The 19,601-nt window shown below is 68.8% G+C and carries 21 protein-coding genes and 2 pseudogenes; 12 read left to right on the top strand and 11 right to left on the bottom strand.

The window, feature by feature from the left end; translation table 11 throughout:
• Positions 1–47 precede the first annotated feature (47 nt).
• On the top strand, positions 48–476 hold the full coding sequence (locus tag ACTWQA_RS25155) for a MarR family winged helix-turn-helix transcriptional regulator (RefSeq protein ID WP_443161541.1): 429 nt from the start codon (positions 48–50) through the stop codon (positions 474–476).
• A gap of 18 nt (positions 477–494) precedes the next feature.
• Here the strand turns inward: ACTWQA_RS25155 and ACTWQA_RS25150 are convergent, their stop codons facing one another.
• From ACTWQA_RS25150 to ACTWQA_RS25115, 8 genes are all read right to left on the bottom strand, one after another.
• Entirely contained in the window at positions 495–1,958 is a 1,464-nt protein-coding gene (locus tag ACTWQA_RS25150) for a family 43 glycosylhydrolase (RefSeq protein WP_443161540.1), read from the bottom strand.
• Positions 1,959–2,136: 178 nt separating this feature from the next.
• The gene (locus ACTWQA_RS25145; RefSeq protein ID WP_443161539.1) at positions 2,137–2,508 is read right to left on the bottom strand and encodes a barstar family protein; all 372 of its coding nucleotides are present in this window, start codon (positions 2,506–2,508) and stop codon (positions 2,137–2,139) included.
• 7 nt (positions 2,509–2,515) lie between these two features.
• On the bottom strand, positions 2,516–2,929 hold the full coding sequence (locus ACTWQA_RS25140; RefSeq protein ID WP_443161538.1) for a ribonuclease domain-containing protein: 414 nt from the start codon (positions 2,927–2,929) through the stop codon (positions 2,516–2,518).
• Between the two features lie 154 nt (positions 2,930–3,083).
• Positions 3,084–4,121, bottom strand: a complete 1,038-nt coding sequence (locus ACTWQA_RS25135) for a hypothetical protein (protein ID WP_443161537.1) — start codon at positions 4,119–4,121, stop codon at positions 3,084–3,086.
• 76 nt (positions 4,122–4,197) lie between these two features.
• On the bottom strand, positions 4,198–4,623 hold the full coding sequence (locus tag ACTWQA_RS25130; RefSeq protein WP_443161536.1) for a hypothetical protein: 426 nt from the start codon (positions 4,621–4,623) through the stop codon (positions 4,198–4,200).
• The gene (locus tag ACTWQA_RS25125) at positions 4,590–5,000 is read right to left on the bottom strand and encodes an NAD(+)/NADH kinase (RefSeq protein WP_443161535.1); all 411 of its coding nucleotides are present in this window, start codon (positions 4,998–5,000) and stop codon (positions 4,590–4,592) included. The genes ACTWQA_RS25130 and ACTWQA_RS25125 overlap by 34 nt, the downstream gene beginning before the upstream one ends.
• A 15-nt stretch (positions 5,001–5,015) precedes the next feature.
• Positions 5,016–5,723, bottom strand: a complete 708-nt coding sequence (locus tag ACTWQA_RS25120; RefSeq protein ID WP_327583719.1) for a PDC sensor domain-containing protein — start codon at positions 5,721–5,723, stop codon at positions 5,016–5,018.
• 10 nt (positions 5,724–5,733) lie between these two features.
• A complete protein-coding gene (locus tag ACTWQA_RS25115) occupies positions 5,734–6,486 on the bottom strand; it encodes a FadR/GntR family transcriptional regulator (protein ID WP_443161534.1) in 753 nt (250 codons plus the stop codon).
• 68 nt (positions 6,487–6,554) lie between these two features.
• Between ACTWQA_RS25115 and ACTWQA_RS25110 the strand changes: the two genes are divergently transcribed.
• The 5 genes from ACTWQA_RS25110 to ACTWQA_RS25090 are packed head-to-tail and all read left to right on the top strand — an operon-like array spanning position 6,555 to position 12,032.
• Positions 6,555–7,745 (top strand): (Fe-S)-binding protein, encoded by a 1,191-nt coding sequence (locus ACTWQA_RS25110; protein ID WP_443161533.1) that lies wholly within the window; start codon positions 6,555–6,557, stop codon positions 7,743–7,745.
• A 19-nt stretch (positions 7,746–7,764) separates the two neighbouring features.
• Positions 7,765–9,264, top strand: a complete 1,500-nt coding sequence (locus tag ACTWQA_RS25105) for an FAD-binding oxidoreductase (RefSeq protein ID WP_443161532.1) — start codon at positions 7,765–7,767, stop codon at positions 9,262–9,264.
• Positions 9,261–9,515 (top strand): hypothetical protein, encoded by a 255-nt coding sequence (locus ACTWQA_RS25100; RefSeq protein ID WP_305916150.1) that lies wholly within the window; start codon positions 9,261–9,263, stop codon positions 9,513–9,515. Before ACTWQA_RS25105 ends, ACTWQA_RS25100 begins: the two co-directional genes overlap by 4 nt.
• The gene (locus ACTWQA_RS25095) at positions 9,499–10,986 is read left to right on the top strand and encodes an APC family permease (RefSeq protein WP_443161531.1); all 1,488 of its coding nucleotides are present in this window, start codon (positions 9,499–9,501) and stop codon (positions 10,984–10,986) included. Before ACTWQA_RS25100 ends, ACTWQA_RS25095 begins: the two co-directional genes overlap by 17 nt.
• Positions 10,983–12,032: an LLM class flavin-dependent oxidoreductase gene (locus ACTWQA_RS25090; protein WP_443161530.1), complete on the top strand. Its 1,050-nt coding sequence runs from the start codon at positions 10,983–10,985 to the stop codon at positions 12,030–12,032. The genes ACTWQA_RS25095 and ACTWQA_RS25090 overlap by 4 nt, the downstream gene beginning before the upstream one ends.
• Positions 12,033–12,110: 78 nt before the next feature.
• Here ACTWQA_RS25090 and ACTWQA_RS25085 read toward each other — a convergent pair whose 3' ends face one another.
• Positions 12,111–12,848, bottom strand: coding sequence for a DUF6081 family protein (locus ACTWQA_RS25085; RefSeq protein ID WP_443161529.1), 738 nt, complete (start codon positions 12,846–12,848; stop codon positions 12,111–12,113).
• A gap of 242 nt (positions 12,849–13,090) precedes the next feature.
• Here ACTWQA_RS25085 and ACTWQA_RS25080 point away from each other — a divergent pair, with 242 nt between their 5' ends.
• Together ACTWQA_RS25080 and ACTWQA_RS25075 are read left to right on the top strand one after the other, a co-directional pair.
• A complete protein-coding gene (locus tag ACTWQA_RS25080; RefSeq protein WP_443161528.1) occupies positions 13,091–14,770 on the top strand; it encodes a hypothetical protein in 1,680 nt (559 codons plus the stop codon).
• A gap of 260 nt (positions 14,771–15,030) precedes the next feature.
• Positions 15,031–15,690: a hypothetical protein gene (locus ACTWQA_RS25075; protein ID WP_443161527.1), complete on the top strand. Its 660-nt coding sequence runs from the start codon at positions 15,031–15,033 to the stop codon at positions 15,688–15,690.
• Between the two features lie 154 nt (positions 15,691–15,844).
• Here ACTWQA_RS25075 and ACTWQA_RS25070 read toward each other — a convergent pair.
• Positions 15,845–16,266, bottom strand: a pseudogene (locus ACTWQA_RS25070) (IS1634 family transposase); the annotation flags it as partial.
• Between the two features lie 108 nt (positions 16,267–16,374).
• Between ACTWQA_RS25070 and ACTWQA_RS25065 the strand changes: the two are divergent.
• From ACTWQA_RS25065 to ACTWQA_RS25050, 4 genes and pseudogenes are all read left to right on the top strand, one after another.
• On the top strand, positions 16,375–16,692 hold the full coding sequence (locus ACTWQA_RS25065) for a hypothetical protein (protein WP_443161526.1): 318 nt from the start codon (positions 16,375–16,377) through the stop codon (positions 16,690–16,692).
• A complete protein-coding gene (locus ACTWQA_RS25060) occupies positions 16,689–17,168 on the top strand; it encodes a DUF5060 domain-containing protein (protein ID WP_443161525.1) in 480 nt (159 codons plus the stop codon). Before ACTWQA_RS25065 ends, ACTWQA_RS25060 begins: the two co-directional genes overlap by 4 nt.
• A gap of 67 nt (positions 17,169–17,235) precedes the next feature.
• Positions 17,236–17,985: pseudogene (locus tag ACTWQA_RS25055) on the top strand (apiosidase-like domain-containing protein); the annotation flags it as partial.
• The gene (locus ACTWQA_RS25050; RefSeq protein ID WP_443161524.1) at positions 17,966–18,280 is read left to right on the top strand and encodes a DUF5605 domain-containing protein; all 315 of its coding nucleotides are present in this window, start codon (positions 17,966–17,968) and stop codon (positions 18,278–18,280) included. The pseudogene ACTWQA_RS25055 and the gene ACTWQA_RS25050, both read left to right, overlap by 20 nt.
• Here ACTWQA_RS25050 and ACTWQA_RS25045 read toward each other — a convergent pair.
• On the bottom strand, positions 18,223–19,509 hold the full coding sequence (locus ACTWQA_RS25045) for an FAD-dependent monooxygenase (RefSeq protein ID WP_443161523.1): 1,287 nt from the start codon (positions 19,507–19,509) through the stop codon (positions 18,223–18,225). The genes ACTWQA_RS25050 and ACTWQA_RS25045 overlap by 58 nt on opposite strands.
• Positions 19,510–19,601: the final 92 nt, after the last annotated feature.

Genomic DNA, 19,601 nt, shown 5'->3' with positions numbered 1-19,601 from the left:
CCTATGTCAGGTTCCTTACATGTCCGATTATGTGTAAGGTTCCTGTCATGAGTCAAGAGGGTGTGAGCCGCCGCATCGGTTACCTGATCAAGCAGGTCGACCAGGCCTTCCGCCGCTCCTGCGAGGAACGCCTGCGGGAGCTGGGCCTGTCCATGTCCCAATACGCGGTGCTGCGGGCGCTGGCCGACGCCCCCGGGGCCCCGGCCGCCGAGCTCGCCCGCCGCACCTTCGTCACCCGTCAGTCGCTACGGGACGTGCTCAGCGGACTCACGGCTGCCGGGCTGGCCTCCGTCGCCGCCCGGCCGACCACGGGCCGTGCCCTGCCGATCACCCTCACCGCGGCCGGCCGGACCGTCCTCGATCAGGCCGACGCCATCGTGCTCGACGTAGAGGAACGCCTGATCACCGGGTTTCCCTCCGGGGAGGTGCACAAGCTGGCCTCCCTGCTTACCGCCTGCGCCCACAACCTGACGTGACGCTCAGCCCAAGGTGGGTCAGTAGACGAAAGGCCAGCCTGCGGCGTCCCAGCCGAGCTTATTGATGCCGAGCCGGGACGAACCGTCGTCGGCGTACCAGTGATAGAAGAGCACGTCTCCGTCGTTGTCGGGCAGGACGGCCTGGTGGCCAGGGCCGTGGATGCTTCCATGCCCGGCCAGGATCTGCGTGCCGCCGCCGGAGGTCATCGCCGTCCCGTTGCGGTCGACGTACGTGCCGGTGATCGACGTGGAACGGCCGACCATGATGCGGTAGGTGCTGGAGGCGCCGCGGCAGCACAGGTCGAAGGAGACCAGCAGGTAGTAGTAGCCGCCACGGCGGAAGATGGAGGGCGCCTCGATCGCGCCGCCGCCCCGGCCGGCGATGCTGCGGATGGTGGAGTCGATGCGCTTGCCGGTGGCGGGGTCGAGCTGGACCATTTTGATGCCGGACCAGAAGGAGCCGAAGTTCAGCCACCAGCGGCCTTGATCGTCGATGACCAGGTTGGGGTCGATCGCGTTGAAGTTGTCCGAGGTGCGCGATTCGATCACCAGGCCCTGGTTGGTCCACGATCCGGACGCGCCCGTCGAGCTGGTGGCCAGGAAGATCGCCGAGCGGTTGGAACCGAACGTGGAGGCCGAGTAGTACATGGAGTAGCGGCCGTTGACATAGGTGATGTCCGGCGCCCACAGCGTGTTGCCTCCATCCGTGTACGGATGGGCCCACGGGACGCCGCCCGGGAACGCCGATCCGGCATTCCGCCAGGCCGTCCGGTCGGCCGAGGTCTTCAGCGGGATGCCGTCACCGGTGTGAGCCAGCAGATAGGTGCCGCCCGGGGTCTTGGTCACCTCGGGGTCGTGGACATTGACGTCGCCGGTGATGTACCCGGGATTGGGGTAGGCAGGCGGCGGTGTGGTGGAATCGCCTAGCTTGAAGAGCTGCCACTGCTGGTTGGCGCCGTTGAGGTCGGTGTACCGCGACAGGCGGCCGCCGTCGGCGGTGGACCACTCCCACACCTCCAGGGCCTTGCCGCTGTTGCGATTGATCAGCTTGACGAACCCATTGTCGGTGTCGACGACGCGGAACTGCTGGTTGGTGCCATTGAGGTCGCTCCACTGGACGATGTTCGCGCCATCGGCGGCAGAGCGGTTGGAGACGTCGAGGACCTTGCCGCTGTGGCGCGAGCGCAGGCGGTAGTAGCCGCCGCCGGAGTCGACGAACTGCCACTGCTGCCAGGCGCCGTCGTTGCGGGCCCACTGGACGATGGGGGCGCCGTCGGAGGTGGCGCGGTTATAGACGTCCATGGCCTTGCCGCTGTGCCGGTTGACCAGCACGTAGGAGGCGTTGGTGTCGATGGTCGCGGCGGTCGCCGGGGCTGCGGCCACGAGCGACTGGCACACCATGAGCAGCGTCGCGACGACCGCGATGGCAGTGTTTCTGAGGCGGCGGCCGGGTCCTAAGAGAGGGGCGGTGCGTCTCTTCATGGAGCACTCCTTGATGTTAGCGCTAACATGCTTCCTGACAGGTGGCGCTGACAGTTGACTACGGAAGATGTGCGCTTAGTGTCAGCGCGAACACCACGGCCGGTCAAGGAGTTCCAGGGCTATCGCAAGCGTGCGCCGGCGCCTCCGGCAGGCTGGGCGCACGGATGGGTTGAAAGTTTCACGTCAGTGCGGCGGCGGCCCGTTGCCGGAGCGGAGTCTCATGGTCGGGGTCGGTGCACAGAGTCACGGTCAGCCCGTCCCCGGCGGCGGCGTCGGAGAGGACGGCCAGCAAGGTGTCGAACTGCTCGGGAGGTTCGGCGCTGAGCAGGTCCTCGGCGTGCTCCACGATCAGGGCGACGGCGCCGGCATCGCGCAGGCAGTCGGTGAGCGCGTCCCAATTGCGGCCGAAGTAGTCGGGGAAGCGCAGAGCCCGCGCCACCTCCTCGAAGAAGGCGGCGCGGGTCCGGCAGGCCCGCCCATCCACCACTGCCGGTGCCGGGCCGGTGGACACCGTCAGCCAGTGCGGCAGCGGACGTGCGGTGGAGGCCATGAGGTTCCTAGAGTCGGTAGAAGTCGGTGTAGTGGTTGGGCGAGAACCACGCCACGCCGGTGCTGCGGTTGACGACGATCCGGTAGGCGTCACGCGCGGCACCCATCGACCGGGAGTACACGTCGTACTCATAGTAGGTGGCGCCGCTGGGGAGCTGGCCCTCGCGGTTGTAGAAGCGTCCGCCGGCGAAGTTGTACCTGCCGTCCGGCCACGAATACCAGTTTCTGGTGGTGGGGTACCCCTTGGAAGCCCAGATCGATTTGGCGGTGCGCGCGTCGGCGCACCGCGAGATGGTGCAGGAGCTGTAGACCGCGGCGTTGGCGGGGGTGATGCCGACCAGGCCGGTGAGGGACGTGATGGCGGTGAGGACGACGGTAAGCCTTACCGCCCAGGACGGTTGGGAGCGTCGCGGTGTGTGCACGTAGCCTCCTCGTGGGTGCGACGGACACTGCAATGATCACCGTTTGTCGTGTCGAATAACGACAAAGACCGCAAAGGACTCATGAACACTTCGCGGATGGTCGCTTTGGCTTCCCCTTGCTGTATGTGGCGGTGAACCTGAACGCGCGGACGCGTCAGCGGAAGTCGATGATCCGGAATACGGCCATCATGTCTTTGGCCCTGGTCCCGGACCCGGGGTAGAAGGACGCCTCGGCGCCGACCCAGCCGCGGAAGGCGCCGCTGTCGTCGATGATCTGCAGCAGCGGCTTCATGTGCGAGTTGCCCGAGTAGCAGAACTGCTTTCGTTCCATGGCCAGACAGGTGCACCAGTGCCACATGGTGTCGCGGCGATCGTGGTTGGAGATTTTGACGAGGTAGTACTGGATGGAGCTGATGTTCGCCTTGGTGCCGCCGCCGACGTTGGGACAGCCGCCGCTCTTCTGGCAGGCGTTCGCGGAGGACGGCTGCAGGTAGGTCAGGCACGAGGTCGTGGTGGCGCAGCCGCGGAAGGCGCCCGGCTTGAACGGCTGGTTGGCGGAATTCACGATGCGCTGGCCCGACCAGGAGACCAAGTCCTGTCTGAGCGCTCCGGCGAAGGTCCGTACGGAGCTCATGGCGCGGCGAGTGGCGAGCGAGGCGTTGCTTCCGTAGCCGTATCCGTGGGTGGCCAGGGTGCCGGCCGCGAACTGCAGCCGGGCGAGCTTGCCGTCAGGCGACAGCTGCACGCGCCACTTCTCGGTCCAGGTCTGAGCGATCTTCCATCTGATGCTCACCACGTTGCCGGCCATGCTGTAGGTCCCGGTACGGGATTCGTCCGGGGCGCCTGTGAAACCGCCGGCAGTCAGCACGTCGCAGGCGCGTACGCGTGAGCTGGAGCCGCCTGCCTTGGTCGAGCAGCTGGAATCGGGGACGACACCGGTGGCCTGTCTTCCCTCGGGGTTGCGCTGCCACCAGAGGTAGGTGCTCGCGCTGACGGTGCCGTTGGCCTTGAACTGGTATGTACCCAGACGCACCCAGTTCTGCGTGGACCCGGCGCGCAAGAAGCCCTGGCTGATCACAAAGTTGGCCTTTCCACCAGGTAAGGCCGACCGGCGTGGTGCGGCGCTGGCCGAACCGACTCCAGTGGCCAACAGGGTGAGCGTCGCGAGCACGGCGGCGAGGACTGCGCGCACGGAGAACCTCCTTGATTTCGGTCTCCGCCGATTCTTGCCGATACGGCCCTTCGATGGCTGCCCGTTTGACTGACTTTCACCGTGGAAAGTCAGGATGAGCGGGCCTCCAGGCCTGCGCTAGTCCGTGCGTGCCTGGCGGAGGCGCGTCCACGGCATCGGTACGCAGCATTATCGACAGGTCGGCCCCCGGCTGCAGTGGGTCGGCGGGGGTGCCGTCCACGGAGAAGATCAGCGGCACGTTGTCGGACGGGTTGCGCAGGACGATGTGGTCGTCCTTGCCCAGGATGACGGAGCGGCTGATGCTGGACATCGGTGCCACGGGGGTGAGGGCAACGGCCGGGGTGGACGGCGAGATGACGGGGCCGCCCGCGGCGTAGTTGTAAGCCGTTGAGCCCGTCGGCGTGCAGACGATCACCGCGTCGCCCCGGTAGTAGCCGTGCCGCAGCCCGTTGACCTCGAGGTCGAGCGTCAGGCTCGACAGCGGCTCGGCCGAGGCGACCACGATGTCGTTGAACGCGGTGAAGTCGCCCGCATCCAGGCAGCTGTGGGCTCGAGCGTGAAGCGGCCCTCGGTCAGGCGCTCGAGGGCCGGCTCCAGCTCCGACGGAGTGACCTCGATGAGGAAGCCCAGGTGGCCGTGGTTGACGCCGAGCACCGGCACCTGGCGGCCGACCACCAGGCGCATCGCGCCCAGCATGGTGCCGTCGCCGCCGAGGCTGATCACGCCGTCCACCCGCTCGGCGTCGCACCGGCGGGCGATGACGGTGGCCCCGATGCGCCGTGCGAACCGGGTGATCACCTGTACGGAGTCCCGGACCGGCCGGTCCGGGTGCACCACCAGCCCCAGAGTGCGGTGCGGCCGGCTGGCCGAGCTCTTCACGAAAAGGCCTCTACCCTACAGGGGGCTGATCGCCCGGTCCCTGGCGGATGTGACGATGCTCCAGGGCAACTCGGGCAACGGGAGCCGGTCCGACCCCGGATCCAGGAGCAGGGAGCCGGCGGGCAACCGCGGTGAGTTGGTCGCCACCACCCTACCCTCGGCGTTGACCAGCGTGATCTGCGTGGGGCTGGCGGCCAGCACGCCGAGCAGCAGCGCCTCGAACCTGGCCGCCCGCACGTCGGCGCCCACCACGCCGAGGAAGCGGCCGTCCACCTCGGCGGGCGCGGTGAACGTCAGCATGTAGGTGTCGGTGCCGCCGTAGTCGACGTACGGGCCGACGATGTGGCGGCGGCGGGTGCGCTCGGGCACGGCGAACCATTCGGCGGCCGTGTAGTCGTAGAAGTCGAGGCTCTCCGGGTCGAGGTCCACGTCGAGGAAGATCGGATCCTGTTCGGGCGGCGCCTGCCACCACTCCAGCCACCGCCGGCGGTCGGCCAGCACGCCGGGCGCGACGATGACGCCGGCCCCCGCCACCACCTCGTGCGTCCTGCTCAGGCAGGCGAAGATCTCCGGCCGGACCGCGGCCAGGTCGGCGCAGGCGAAGGAGCCGGAGGCGCGATAGCAGGCCGCGACGCTCGCCAGCATGCGATCCAACGAGCTGAAGATGTCCGCGACGATCGTGTGGACCCGCTCCGCCACCTGACCGACGTGCCGATCGCTCATCGTTGCCTCCTCACTCGGATGCGACGAGCCGCCAATGAAACTCCATCAGACGCTCTATCCCCTTGTCGATGTGTTCCTCGGTGAGCGACCTGGCTCGGGCCGGGTCGCGGGCCTCGATGGCGTCGATCACCTGGGTGTGACTGCGCACGACGTCCTGCGGGTCGACGGCCTCCCCGTACGGGAGCCAGAGCAGCTCGCCCACCTCGGCCTGGATGTCGATCTCGGCGCGCGTCAGCCGTACGGACTGGGCGGCGGCGGCGACCTCGATGTGGAAACGGCCGTCGGCGCGGCGGCGCTCGCCCACGGAGGTGGCCGCGTCGAGGCGAGCGAGGACCTGGCGCAGGCGCGCGACGTTGTCGGCGGAGGCCCGCAGGGCGGCCAGCCGGGCGGCGGTGCCCGCGATCGCGGAGCGGTAGTCGCCGATCTCGCGCAGCTCCGAGGTGCTGAGCTCGCGCAGGCGGCGCCGCAGCCGGGCGGTGGACGGGTCGGCGGGCGCGAGCACGAACGTGCCGCCGCCGCGCCCTCTGCGGGTCTCGACCAGACCGCGCTCGCGCAGGGCGGCCAGGGCCGCGCGCAGCGTCACGGTGGAGACGTTGAGCGCGTTGGCCAGCTCCAGCTCGGCGGGGAGCTGGTCGCCGTCGGCGATCAGGCCGAGCGCGATCGCCTCGGCCAGCCGGCGCACCACGACCTCCACCCGGCCGGAGCCGTCATCGACCGGGGCGAAGACCGCCGCCGTGGGGAGCGCCCCCGCGCGCTGATTCATAGGGAGAGCATATTGCCTTTTGAAATATGAACTCATAGTTTTAAGCGCAACCCACCTAGGGAGGCCACATGCCGGATCCCGAGAAGAGGTTCGCGGAGGAGTGGCGCAACGCCGCCTACAACTGTTTCTCCTCAGGTCACAAGTTCTGCCGCGAGGTCTGCCCGGTCATGCAGGTCACGCGGAACGAGTCCTGGAGTCCCACCGCCTTCCACGCCAACGTCGTGGCGATGGAGAAGGGGGAGCTCGAGGTCGCGGACGTCGCGGCCGACTACGTCAACTGCACCGGATGCGGCGCGTGCGAGCTGCGCTGCCCCAACTCATTGTTCACCGGCGACTTCTACCGTTTCCGCACCCGTACGGTCGACCTGGTCAAGGCCGTGCGCGGGCTCGCCGTCTCGCAGGGCGTGCACCAGCCGGGCTGGCAGCGCTGGAACCTGCTCACCGACGAGCGCAGGCACGAGCCGGTGCTGAACGGCATCCCCGTCGACCAGGCGCGGGTCCGCGACTGGGCCGATGGGCTGGACCTGCCGATCGGCGGGGAGACCATCTTGTTCGTCGACTGCGAAGCGGCCTTCTCCCGCACGTCGGTGCCGCGCTCGGTGGCGCGGATCCTCAATCTCGCCGGCTACAAGTTCGGGCTGATGAACGAGCAGTGGTGCTGCGGCGGCCCGGCGGCCGAGATGGGCTACGAGGAGCAGGCACGCAGGTTCGCCCAGCACAACCTGGACGACTGGCGGGCCGCCGGGGTGCGGCGGGTGCTGGTGCTCGACCCGCACGACTACATCACCTTCACCGAGGACTATCCGAAGTACTTCGGCGACGCCTACGACATCGAGGTCGTGCTGGTCGTGGAGCTGCTGGCGGAGCTCATCAGGGAGGGCAGGCTGACGCCGCACGTCCCGGTCGAGCGTACGGTGACCTACCACGACCCGTGCCGGCTCAACAAGCGCAAGGGTGTCTGGCGGGAACCGCGGGAGATCCTGCGGGCGATCCCCGGCTTGACCTTCCACGACGTGGACCGGGTGACGCAGTGGTCGTACTGCTCGGGCGGGGGCGGCGGGCTGCCCGTCGAGAAGCCGGAGCTGACCGCGAAGATCAGCGAGAACCGGGTCGAGAAGGCGGCGGAGCTGGGCGTGGACACGCTGGTCAGCGCCTGCCCGTGGTCGGAGCGGCCGTTGTCGGAGGCCGGCCGGGCGCGCTCGATCGACGTCGTGGACCTGCACGAGCTGCTGGCCGAGTCGCTGGGGGTGGCCCCATGAGCGCGCCGGAGGTGGCGTCATGACCGTCCTGCTCGGCGACCCCGTACTCGAGGAGCTCCGGCAGATCCTCGGCCCCGAGCACGTGCTGACCGGCAAGGCCGACCGGCTCAACCGGGCACGCGTGCCCGCGCCGTTCCCCGTGCACCGCTGGGCGGAGCGCATGCCCGACCTGGTCGTGCTGCCGGCCTCCACGGAGGAGGTCGCGGAGGTGCTCCGGCTGGCCAACAGCCTGCGGATCCCGGTCGTGCCGCGCGACGGCGGCACCGGGCTGACCGACGGCGCGGTGCCGCTGCGCGGCGGCATCGTCGTGGACGTCAAGCGGATCAACCAGATCAAGGAGATCGACCTCGACAACCGCACCTGCACGGTCGGCACCGGCATCAACGCGCTCAAGCTCAACGAGGTGCTCGCCCGCCACGGCCTGATCTATCCGGACGATCCGGCGTCCTACCCGTGCTCGCTCGTCGGCGGCCGGATCGGCACCAGCGGCTGGTCGCTCATCGGCTCCCGCTACGGCCACACCCGCGACCTGGTGCTCAGCTTCGACCACGTGCTGCCGACGGGCCGGGTCATCCACGTCGGCGACGGCATCGGGCGGAAGATCACCAAGAGCTCCAGCGGGTACCAGCTCAAGCACCTGTTCATGGGGCATCAGGGCACGCTCGGCATCGCCACCGAGGCGACCCTGAAGCTGTATCCGAAGCCGGAGGCGGAGTTCTCGCCGTTCTGGGCGTTCGAGGACTACGACACGGCCTACCGCGCGGTCGGGGCGCTGGCGCGGGCGGGCGTGGCCACGTTCGCCGGGGCGGTGCTGTTCGACGAGTGGAAGGTCGACTACCTGCGGCGCGACGACGAGGCCTACATCCCGCAGCCGTCGTCGGTGAAGGCGCTGGTGTGCGCCGCCCTGTACGGCTACGAGGACGAGGTCAGGGCCGGCGGCAAGAGGCTGCTGCGCATCGCCCGCTCGCTCGGCGCCCGCTACCTGGGCGACGAGATCTCCGAGGGCGACTGGGCGGCCCGGCACGACAGGTACGCCACGCCGCTGCACGGCCGCACCCGGTCGGGCCAGGTCGTCCCGATGAGCTGGCACTGCGAGGACGCCTCGATCAACTACACGAACCTGCCCGCCGTACGGCTGGCCTGGCACGAGATCGCCGACCGGCTCAGGCGGGAAAGCGACGTGTTCGACGACTGGGGCATGTTCGCCTACACCAACGGCGCGACCGGTGCCGACTACCTCACCGAGATCGACATCGGCATCTGGGAGCAGCGGCTCGACGACATCGCCTGGGCGGCGTGGGTACGGGCCAAGCGCGACCTCGCCGCCGTGACGCTGGCGCACGGCGGCTCGATCAGCGCCTGCCACGGCTCCTGCCGCGAGGGCGAGGTGGACCTGGTGCCCGTCGAGCTCGGTGGCGGGTACGACGTGATGCTCGACATCAAACGGGCCATCGACCCGAACAACATCATGAACCCCGGCAAGTACCTGCTCGATCAGGCATACGCGGAGAAATCGTGAAATATCGCTATCAGGAGGAGATGTCGCCGCCACCGGCTCAGCGGGTGACCGACGTCGCGATCACCCGGTTCGAGCACGTCTTCGAGGTCGAGCCCGGCCTCATGACCGACCACGTGACGCAGCAGACCTTCCCCAACTGGGACACGCTGCGCCTGGTCCGGTCCCGAGCCGACCATCTGGCCTGGATGCATCGGCACTTCGCGGACAAAGTGATCTCCGGCGAGGAGCTCCTCCATGACCTCGACGAATGACGCTCCACTGAGCGGCCCGGCGGACGACGCCCGGCTGGCCGACCTCGGCTATACCTCCGAGTTCCGCAGGGACATGAGCCTGTGGGCCAACTTCTCCCTCGGCTTCACGTACCTGTCTCCCGTGGTCGGGATCTACACGCTGTTCGCCTCGTCGCTGGCCGTCGGCGGCCCGCCGATGATCTGGAGCCTGGTCATCGTGGGCGCCGGGCAGTTCCTGGTGGCGCTGGTCTTCGGCGAGATCGTCTCGCAGTATCCGCTGACCGGCGGCATCTACCCCTGGGCCAGACGGCTGTGCGGGCGGCGGTGGGCCTGGATGACGGGCTGGGTGTACCTGGTCGCGCTGCTGGTGACGATCGCGAGCGTGGCGTACGGGGCGGGGCCGTACTTATCCGCATTTCTCGGGATCGAGGTGGGTACGGGGAACACGATCCTGTGCGCGCTGATCATCCTGGCCGTGGCGCTGGCCATCAACCTGGCCGGGACCAGGGCCCTGGCGGTGGCGGCGATCATCGGGTTCGCCGCCGAGCTGATCGGGGCGCTGGCCGTGGGCGGGTGGCTGCTGCTCACCCAGCGGCACCATGGGCTCGGGGTGCTGTTCGACTCGTTCGGCGCGGGGTCGGAGTCCGGATATTTCATCGCGTTCCTGGCCGCCGGGCTTATCGGGATATTTCAGTACTACGGCTTCGAGGCATGCGGTGACGTGGCCGAGGAGGTGCCCGACCCGACCCGGCGCATCCCCAAGGCCATGCGCATGACCATCTACGTGGGCGGTGCGGCGGCGACGTTCGTCTGCCTGGCGCTGCTGCTCGCGGTGCCCGACTTCGCCGCCGTCGTCTCCGGGGCCGACGCCGACCCCGTCACGAACGTGCTGACCACCGCCTTCGGCGCCACCGGCCTCAAGGTCGTGCTCGGCGTGGTGCTGCTGTCGTTCCTGTCGTGCGCGCTCAGCCTGCAGGCGGCGGCGAGCCGGCTGCTGTACGCCTACGCCCGTGACGACATGATCGCCGGCAGCGGCGCGCTCAGGAGGTTCTCCCGGGCCAGGCGCATCCCGCCGAACGCGCTCCTGGTCGCCGCCGTCGTGCCCGCACTGGTCGTGCTCGGGTCCATCGTGTCGGAAGACGCCCTCATCAAGATCATTTCATTCGCGGTGCTCGGCATCTACCTGGGCTTCCAGATGGTGGTGCTGGCGGCGTTGCGGGCCAGGCTGCGCGGCTGGCGCCCGTCCGGGCCGTTCACGCTGGGCCGCGCGGGCCTGGCCGTCAACGTGGCCGCGCTGGTCTACGGGGTGCTCGCCATCCTCAACATGGCCTGGCCGAGGACGCCCGACGCCCCCTGGTACGACAACTACCTGGTGGCGCTGTCCGGGCTGGTGGTGGTCGCCGCCGGGCTGGTCTACCTGTTGCTCGCCAGACCGTACGACAAGGGCGACGCCCCTTCGGGCGACGCCATCCCTCAGGAGGTCGCACGATGAAGTTCAGTTACGTGATGCTGCCCGACTACCCGCTGCGCGAGTCGCTGGCGTCCATTCGCCTGGCCGACGAGCTCGGCTTCCACGCCTGCTACGCGGCCGACGAGACCTGGCACAAGGACCTGTGGCTGCTGTTCGCCGCCGCGGCGCAGCAGACGTCCCGCATCAGGTTCGGGCCCAGCGTGTCGTCGGTGGTGCTGCGCGAGCCGTCCCTGATCGCCCAGGCGGCCGCCACGCTCGACGAGCTCAGCGACGGGCGCGCCGAGGTCGTGCTGTCCAGCGGCAACTTCGGGCTGCTCGCGCAGTACAACATCGACTGGACGGTCACCAAGCCGCTGTCGCGCGTGAAGGAGGCGGCGCACGTGGTGCGCACGCTGCTGGACGACGGCGCGATCACCTTCGACGGCGAGTTCTTCAAGTACAGCGGCCTGTTCACCTTTGCCCGCCCCGTGCAGGACCGCGTGCCGGTCAAGCTCGGCGCGATGCGCGGACCGCGCTCCTTCCAGGCGGCCGGCGAGCTGTCCGATGGCGTGCACCACGCGCTCAGCTACACCCGCGAGGCCTACGACTACCTCGTCCAGCACTTCAGGGCCGGCGCGGAGAAGGCGGGCAAGGACGCCTCGTCGATGGACATCGGCGCCTGGGTCGTCTTCGCCACCGGCCCGGACTCGGCCGTGGCGAAGGAGGCCGCCCGCAGCATGGTCGGCCTCTACGCCTCGTCCATGCCCGCCGAGCAGCTCGAACGCAACGGCGTCGACCCGAACGCGATGAAGCCGATCGTCGACGCCCTCGGCGCCGGCGACCTGGCCAGGGCGATCGAGCTGACCACGCCGGAGCTGGGGGAGCGGCTGTCCATCGCCGGCACGCCGGAGGAGTGCGTGGCCAAGATCAAGCGCGAGATCGAGCCGTCGGGCGTCAACCACATGATCCTGGCCATCACCGACGCGACGTTGGTCAAGCAGTTCATGGGGCGGGAGCTGCCCGAGGTGGCGGATGTGGACAGCCAGCTCGGGCTGATCCACGACCAGATCATGCCCGCGTTCGCCTGACCGCGGCGGGTCATGCCCGCCTTCGCGGCCTGACCGCCAGGGGTACGGCGGGCGACGCCGTACCCCTCCTCGGCCGGCTCATGCGCCGACCCCGCGTACACGGAACCGGCGCCACCGCGCGTCCATGCCCTGCCCGTCGAGCGAGCGACTGCGACCGTCCCGGATCGGCAGCATCGTCCAGATCCCGAACCCGAGGCGAACGCGTTCGGGGACGAAGGTGCCGTGCGCCATGTACACCATGTGGCCGTCAACGCGCCAGACCGCCGTCGAGCTGCTCCTGTCGAGCGTGATCTCGCACGTGCGCAGCCGGGTGGCGAAGTCGTCGTCGAAGTCCTCGTACGGCGACTCGACCACGTGATAGAACGGCTCCTCCGCCCCCCACGAGCCCAACTGCTCGTGCAGCGCGAGCACGCGCGAGGACGTGCCGCAGACGGCGAACACACGCTTACTGTCGAAATCAAAAGCGTGGAAGGCCGCCATGCCCCGACGGTAGTCCCCGGGCTCGCCGCCGATGTTCTCGACCGCGAGGTCGGCGGCGAACGTCGCGGGCCCATGCGGCGGCAGCTCGAACTGGCGCGTCGAGAAGATGAGGTATTTGGCGCTGTCGGCGGGCTGGAACGTGTCGTGCGACAGCGAGAAGCGCGGAATCGTCACCCGCACCTCACCCTCGCCGACGGTCAGTTCCGCGTCGGGGTCAAGCGGGATGTGCTCGCCGCCGGTCGAGAGGGGCAGGCGTGCCGGGCTCCAGCGCGCAGCGTCGAGGTCCGGCCCCCTGAGCTCGTCGTATGTGACGAAGCCGTCGCGATCCGTCGCCATGATGCGTCTCCTTTGTTCACGCGTCTCTTAGGAAGATGCCCGGCGGCACGCGGACGTGACGGCACGTGTTCCTCGACACCCAGATCACCCTGCTGGCCGAGTTCGGCGCGTCCGGACGCGCGGTGCCCGACAGGGAAGCGCCCACGCCGTCGCGCCCCTGGCCCTATGAGAGCCCGGCCCTATGAGGAGGGCGAGCGAAGCGCCGGGAAATCGCGGTACCGGCGTTCGCGCAGGCGCGGATCGTGCTCGACCCGGTCGACGTCACGGCTGCCTGCGACGATCCACCGGCCGGGCGGATGCGTGAGGTCATCGCCTACGTCTCCGGCAGCCCCGTCCCGGTCGCGGCCGCCGGCGTCGCCGACGCCCTGTCCATATCCATCTCCACCGCGCGCGGCTACCTCACCCGCGCCGCCACGGCCGGGCACATCCGCCGCCTGTCTCGCGGCCTGTACGTCGGCACGTCCACCCTCCCGGAGACCGCGCCGGAGCTCGCGGCCGCCATGTCCGGCGACCTCGCCCTGCCGCTGCATGAGGACCGCGACACGGCCTGGAACGGCGACAAGTCTGCCTCCCGCGTCCTGGCGTGGGCGACCGGCGACGATGGCCGGGTGGACGCCGACCGGCTCGCCAAGGCGTTCCTCTGGAGGGACCCCGACGCCGACCCTGGCACGCTCGCCGCCTACAAGCTCGGGGTGGCAGACGTGTTCAGCGTCGACGGCACCGAGCGGCTGAAGATCGTCGCTGCCGGGGTGTTCGCCGCAGCCGGCGCCCTGCAGGGGGCACGGGGCGGCGTCGACATCCCCGAGCCTGAGCAGGAGCAGTTGCGCGAGCGCCTGGGGGATTTGTACGAGCGGATGGCGGAGTTCTACGAGGACCCCTCGATCGTCGCGCCGTGGGACCGCTATGACGGCATGGACGACCTCGAAGCCAGCGCATGGCAGGAGTTCCAGAATCTGCCGCCGATGCCCGCGAGCTGGTTCCGCGAGCCGACCCCGGAGGAGTTGTCGCCGGACTCCGGCGGCGTGCACGTCCGCGACGGACGCATCTACGGATGGGTGGCACGGCGCGGCGTGCCACACGAGGCGTTCCCCGGCCGCAAGCTCACCGTCGAGTCCCTGGGCGAGATCGACTTCTCCACGTTCCTGCGCGCCCGCTTCAAGCTCGACGACGGCAGCAGCAGCATCATCATCGTCGGCGCAATGACCATGAACGTGGGCCATCACCGCGACGGCGCCGAGTGCGAAACCTCGGCGTGTCAGTTCGACGACACCCGCACCGTTGCCGGCATCGTCACCGTAGGCATGAACGACGGGGGCATGTGGTTCAGCGGAGCCGCGGCGCCGTGGCTGTCCGAGTGGGACCGGATGGTGTTCGCCGCCTGCCAGCCCGTCCTACCACCTGCGGCAGCTCCCGTCCGGCCGCTGGAGCCTGCGCGCCGTCCTGTCGGTGCCGGTGCCCGGGCACCCCTCCCGCCTGGCGGCCTCGGCGGTCATCGACCGGGCCAACATGGCGCTGATCGCCGCCGCACCGGCCAGGCCGGGGGAAGAGCCGCGCCGGGGCGGCGAGCTGGCGCTGCTCGCCGCGGCGGTCGTCGACGAGATGGAACGCCGCGCGGTCGTGCGCGCGGAAATCGCTCGGCTGGCCGAAAGCGTGGCGCCGGCCCGGGCCGAAGTAGCCGCCAGCCCGGCGGCCCGAGTGAACGGGGGACAGTGACCATGGGATGCGGATGCGGCAAGAACCGGCAGCAGCACGAGGTCGTCGTCGACGACCGGGTCGTCTACACCAGCACGTCGGAGCACACGGCCAAGGCCGTCGCCAAGCGCTACCCCGGCAGCACGGTGCGGCCTAAGGGCGCCACCACGCAGACGGCCCCGGCGAGCACCGCAGCCGCGCAGGACACCCCAACGAGGGCCACACCGTGACGCAGCATGTGCCCGGCTGGAGGGCTCGCTAGGCCCGTTCCGGGCCAGTACGGGCAGCCGCACGCCGACGCACGTGACGTCGGTGTCAAGGTCAAAGACGAAGTGCCTCAGCCATCGAGGCTGGTGAGGGGAGATGCTGCAGCTGGTCCGTTCGCATGGAACAGCCGCCGCGTGTCCTCGTGTGGTGCGGCGTGTGGCATCAACAGGGCCGCCTTAGGCCTGATCAAAGGAGGACTGGTCCGGGTAAAGTGGTGCATCTCTTGGTGACAGAGCGCCAGCAGTGTGTGGCGCACCGTGCGGCCGAAGTTCCCCTGGAGGCGTTGATGCGGCATGCTCGTTCCCAGACTTGGGCGATCATCATCGTTTCCATCCTTGCCGCGAGCGTGGCATACGGGATGTTCTCCTTTGTCGCGCGTCCCTCGGCCGATCCATGCCCAGAAGCAAGTAATGGTGCGCCACGGGAGAACTCCATATATGCCGATAGGGCAGCCCCCTATCAGGGCAAGGGGCCGCACCCCGTTCTACTGGTCAAGAGAGGCGGCACGTATCCGACAGAAGAGTGGACAGACCCGCTTCCGCAGGACGACATCCTGCCCGACGACTGGGAACCGCCGAATGGCGACCGGTCCAAGGTCCAACTCGTTGTATGCCAATACGAAGCTGAGAAGCTCGGCGTGGTAGGGGAGTGCTCGTTCACGCATCCGCAATACGTCAAAGTGCCGCTGGTCGCAGCTTCCTACACGTTTCTTGTGTACGAAGCCAGAACAGCCAGGCCGGTCACCACATTCAAGGCCAAGGGCTACAGTCAGTGTCCCGGTTCGACAGTGATGATCAACGGGAATGTAGGCGAAATTGTCCAGGAGGTTAGCCAATATGAGCTGGCTGGTGCCCTGCGTGCGTACGTCGAAGGCACCGTATAGGCCCGTCCCGCGATTAGCACTCTGAAGTCTGCTCGTCATGCCTGCGTTCCGCAGATGTGTAGCGAGAAAAGCACATGAATCAGGGGTGTGAGCTGCGGAAACGCTTGCGGGCACGCTGATGCGGCGTGTCACTAGGCGCAGATGTTGTGCCTGGTCAGGCGTCTGCGGCGGGGGTAGCCTCGATGATCTTCTTCGAGGTCGGGATGTCGAGTTTGGCCAGGATGTCGCGCTGGGGCTTGCTCAGTTCGGCGCGCTGGCGGAAGGTGCCGGTCGGGCCGGTGAAGGTCGCCACGGTGAGCAGGTCGAACTCGTCGTGGATGCGGTTCCAGGTGGCGTCGGTGGTGGTCTCGATGATGCGGATCAGCAGCAGCGCCAGCCAGCACGGATGCGTTCCTCCAGCCGGTGATAGACCGGGCGCAGGTCGATGACCTGCTTCATGTCTCGCCAGCCTCGCTCGACCTCCAGCAATTGCTTGTAGCCAACCGCGATGTCCTCGGCCGTCAGCTTGGGATCGGAGCAGCGCAGCAGGTACTTGCCGTCCAGGTTCGCCTCGGTCTCGACCTTCGCGGCGTCGATGCCTCAACCGTGGCCCGGAAGTCCGAATGGTTACGGTTCCTGTCTGCCCTGACGGCCGCACCGGCGAGCAACTCGGTATCACTTGCCCCATCGCTTGATCCTCCGCCTGTGGTCCTGGCCTTTCTGCCGGTCGGGACCACAGCAGCACGTGAGGAGGTGATTCTCGACGCCGCCCTGGAATTGATCGCCGTGAACGGCGAACGCGACACCGCCTCCTTCCCCAACAGCCACGCCGCCGGACCGCGCATCACCCGCATCGTCCGGCACAACAGCGAGGTGCCCGGCCTCGTGGAGCTGTACTCGGCGCTGGTCCAGGAAGGAGTCGACCTGGAGCACCCCGCGCACGACTTCTTCAGTGAGCGCTACCAACAGGTCACCGGAAACGTGCGCGCTGACATAAGACACGGTGAGGGAGGCATGGCATGAACGACCGGGGATTCGGGCCGCACACTCCGCTCGCCGACCTCCTCGACCACGCCGAGGCCTGCGGCATCATCCGGCGCGCGTTGCCCGGGGTCGTGAACTCGCCGCTGCTCATACAGTTGCGCCGGCGTTTCCTCGGCGACATCACGGCCGCCGGCCCGTACGCCCGGCTCACGTCCGCACAGCTCGACGACCTGTGGCGCGAGCTTGCCGCACTCGATGCCGGTGACCCACACGTACGCTCCGATCCGCCGGCGATCGCGCCGGATCCCTGCTGCGAGCCGGCCGGCACGCCTCGCGGTTCGGCCGAAGTGATCTCCGCACCCGCCGCGGGCGAGGTGTGGGCGACCTGGGAGCTCGCACTCGCCGTACCGAGCCACGGCAATCCGTTCGTCGACGTCGAGGTGCACGCACGCGTGACCGCCCCCGACGGGTCGGCACGCTGGCTCGGCGGCTTCTACGACGGCGGCGGCATCTAGCGCATCCGGCTGCTGCCCGACCAGGCCGGACGCTGGGTCGTCACGACGGAAGCGACCACGCCCTCGCTTGACGGCATCACCGTGGAGCTCACCGCGTCGGCCGGCACCGGCCGGGCCGGTCCAGGCGGCCGGCCCCCATCACTTCGCGCACGCGGACGGCACGCCTCATCTGCCGCTCGGCACGACCGCGTACGCCTGGACGCACCAGAGTGAAGCGCTGCAGGAACAGACCTTGCGTACGCTTGCCGGCTCGCCCTTCACCAAGATCCGGATGGGGATCTTCCCGAAGTCGTATCTCTTCAACGCCAACGAGCCTCCGCTTTATCCGTTCGAGCCGGACGGCGACGGCGGGTGGGACTTCACGCGCTTCAACCCCGCCTACTTCCGCGCTTTCGAGCGTCGGATCGCGGATCTTGCGGCGATCGGCGTCGAAGCCGATGTCATCCTGTTTCATGCCTACGATCGCTGGGGCTTCTCCGACATGGGCACCGCCGCGGACGACCGCTACCTCTGCTACGTGGTCCGGAGATTGTCGGCATTGCCGAATGTCTGGTGGTCGCTCGCGAAGGAATACGACCTGCTGTCCTCGAAGACCGCCGACGACTGGGAGCGGTTGGCCGCGATCCTCGTCGAGGAGGACCCGGTCGGGCACCTGTTCTCGATCCACAACTGCTTCGGCTTCTACGATTACGGCCGGCCGTGGGTCACCCACGCGAGTGTGCAGCGCATCGACGTCTACCGCACCGCCGAGAACACCGACCAGTGGCGTGAGCAGTGGGGCAAACCCGTCGTCATCGATGAGTGGGCCTACGAAGGCGACATCGACCAAGGATGGGGCAAGCGAAGAGCTGTGGTGGTCGAAGGGCGGCGAACTCGTCGGCTCGAGCCCGGATCGGATCGCCTACTTCGGCTTCGACCGGCCGTCCTCCCGCGATATCACGATGGAGCCCGGCACGGTCTGGACGGTCGACGTGATCGACACGTGGAACATGACGGTCGAAACGCTGCCCGGCACCTACTCGGGCAGCTTCCGGGTCCCCCTGCCGGCGCGCTCCTACATGGCGCTCCGGCTCGTCGCGGCGGACCCTTCCGGGGCTTCGTCCAGGTCGTAGGCGTAGATCCAGCCGTTCGCCACCAAGGGGTCCGCGTCGGCGAAGGACTTGTCGCGGGCCTGTTGTTCCGGCCCGTCGGGCAGGTGGTTGATGAGCGCCCGCGCGTGGCTCACTTCCTGCAACCTGCGGGTCCGGGGGATCCGCAGCGTCTCGTACCGCCGCAGAGCTTGGGAGGGGTCGCCCGGTTCGTCGGCGAGGCAGCGGGCGAGCACGGCGGCGTCCTCGATGGCCTGGGCCGCCCCCTGCCCGAAGAAGGGGAACATCGGGTGGGCCGCGTCGCCGAGGAGGGTCACCGCGCCCTTGCTCCACCGCCGCAGCGGTGCCCGGTCCAGCAGGGCCCACCGTCCGGGCGTCCCACCCGCCTGGATGAGCTCGGTGAGCCGCGGATCCCAGCCTTCGAACTCGGCCAGGAACTCCTCCACCGTCGCGGTCGCGGTCCAGGACTCGACGGCGTCGTCCCCGGCGGGAGCGAACGCGACGAGGTTCACGAACCGTCCCGCCGAGACGGGGTAGTGCACCAGATGGTGGCCGGGCCCGATCCAGAGTGTCTGGGCGTTGCGCCGGGAGAAGGCCGGGGCACGCTCGGACGGCACGAGGGCGCGGAAGGCGCAGATTCCGGAGTAGGCGGCCGGCGAGGATTCGGCGATCGTGCTGCGCACGACGGAGTGGATCCCGTCCGCTCCGATCACGACGTCCGGCTCGACGATCTCGCCGTCGGCGAAGCGCAGCACCGGCCGGCCGTCGCCGCGGGTGGTGAGATCGACGCACCGCTTGCCGAGGCGAATGCCGCTGTCGGGGACGGCTGATCTCAGGACGTGCAGGAGGTCGGCACGATGCGCGGTGTAGGTGTGCTCGCCGTACAGCTGCTCGCAGGCCGCGGCGAGGTCTTCGGCGGACAGCACCGTGCCGTCCTGCCAGCGGCGGAACTCCCAGCCGATCTCGAGTCGTACGGCATGGTGCAGGAAGTCGTCGAGGACACCGAGCCGGCGGAGCAATCGGGCCGCGTTCGGCGCCACCACCAGCCCCGCACCCACCTCCTTCAGCTGCGACGCCTGTTCGTAGATGGTGGCGGAGATCCCTTCACGACGAAGGAAGGCGCCGGCCGCGAGTCCGCCGATCCCGCCTCCCAGGATCGCGATCCGTAGGTTCTTCACCCCTGCGCCGACCATCCGCTCGCACTCCGCTTCCGCCGTGGCCACCGCGCCTGCCCGGCACGCCGATGGCGTCATGGTGCACCACTGCGCCGCTCCAGCGGACAGGCATGTTCATCCAATGAACATGCCTGTTAGGGTGCCGCTACCCGATGAGCCGAGGGGGTCGC

The organism is Nonomuraea sp. 10N515B, assembly GCF_052245915.1.
Lineage (GTDB): Bacteria > Actinomycetota > Actinomycetes > Streptosporangiales > Streptosporangiaceae > Nonomuraea.
This window is presented reverse-complemented; position numbering and strand designations above follow the sequence as displayed.

Bases quoted from the DNA above. Each gene is read 5' to 3' on its own strand.
- ACTWQA_RS25155 (WP_443161541.1), top strand. From the start codon at position 48: ATGAGTCAAGAGGGTGTGAGCCGCCGCATCGGTTACCTGATCAAGCAG.
- ACTWQA_RS25150 (WP_443161540.1), bottom strand. From the start codon at position 1,958: ATGAAGAGACGCACCGCCCCTCTCTTAGGACCCGGCCGCCGCCTCAGA.
- ACTWQA_RS25145 (WP_443161539.1), bottom strand. From the start codon at position 2,508: ATGGCCTCCACCGCACGTCCGCTGCCGCACTGGCTGACGGTGTCCACC.
- ACTWQA_RS25120 (WP_327583719.1), bottom strand. From the start codon at position 5,723: ATGAGCGATCGGCACGTCGGTCAGGTGGCGGAGCGGGTCCACACGATC.
- ACTWQA_RS25115 (WP_443161534.1), bottom strand. From the start codon at position 6,486: ATGAATCAGCGCGCGGGGGCGCTCCCCACGGCGGCGGTCTTCGCCCCG.
- ACTWQA_RS25110 (WP_443161533.1), top strand. From the start codon at position 6,555: ATGCCGGATCCCGAGAAGAGGTTCGCGGAGGAGTGGCGCAACGCCGCC.
- ACTWQA_RS25105 (WP_443161532.1), top strand. From the start codon at position 7,765: ATGACCGTCCTGCTCGGCGACCCCGTACTCGAGGAGCTCCGGCAGATC.
- ACTWQA_RS25095 (WP_443161531.1), top strand. From the start codon at position 9,499: ATGACCTCGACGAATGACGCTCCACTGAGCGGCCCGGCGGACGACGCC.
- ACTWQA_RS25090 (WP_443161530.1), top strand. From the start codon at position 10,983: ATGAAGTTCAGTTACGTGATGCTGCCCGACTACCCGCTGCGCGAGTCG.
- ACTWQA_RS25085 (WP_443161529.1), bottom strand. From the start codon at position 12,848: ATGGCGACGGATCGCGACGGCTTCGTCACATACGACGAGCTCAGGGGG.
- ACTWQA_RS25060 (WP_443161525.1), top strand. From the start codon at position 16,689: ATGAACGACCGGGGATTCGGGCCGCACACTCCGCTCGCCGACCTCCTC.
- ACTWQA_RS25050 (WP_443161524.1), top strand. From the start codon at position 17,966: ATGAGTGGGCCTACGAAGGCGACATCGACCAAGGATGGGGCAAGCGAA.
- ACTWQA_RS25045 (WP_443161523.1), bottom strand. From the start codon at position 19,509: ATGACGCCATCGGCGTGCCGGGCAGGCGCGGTGGCCACGGCGGAAGCG.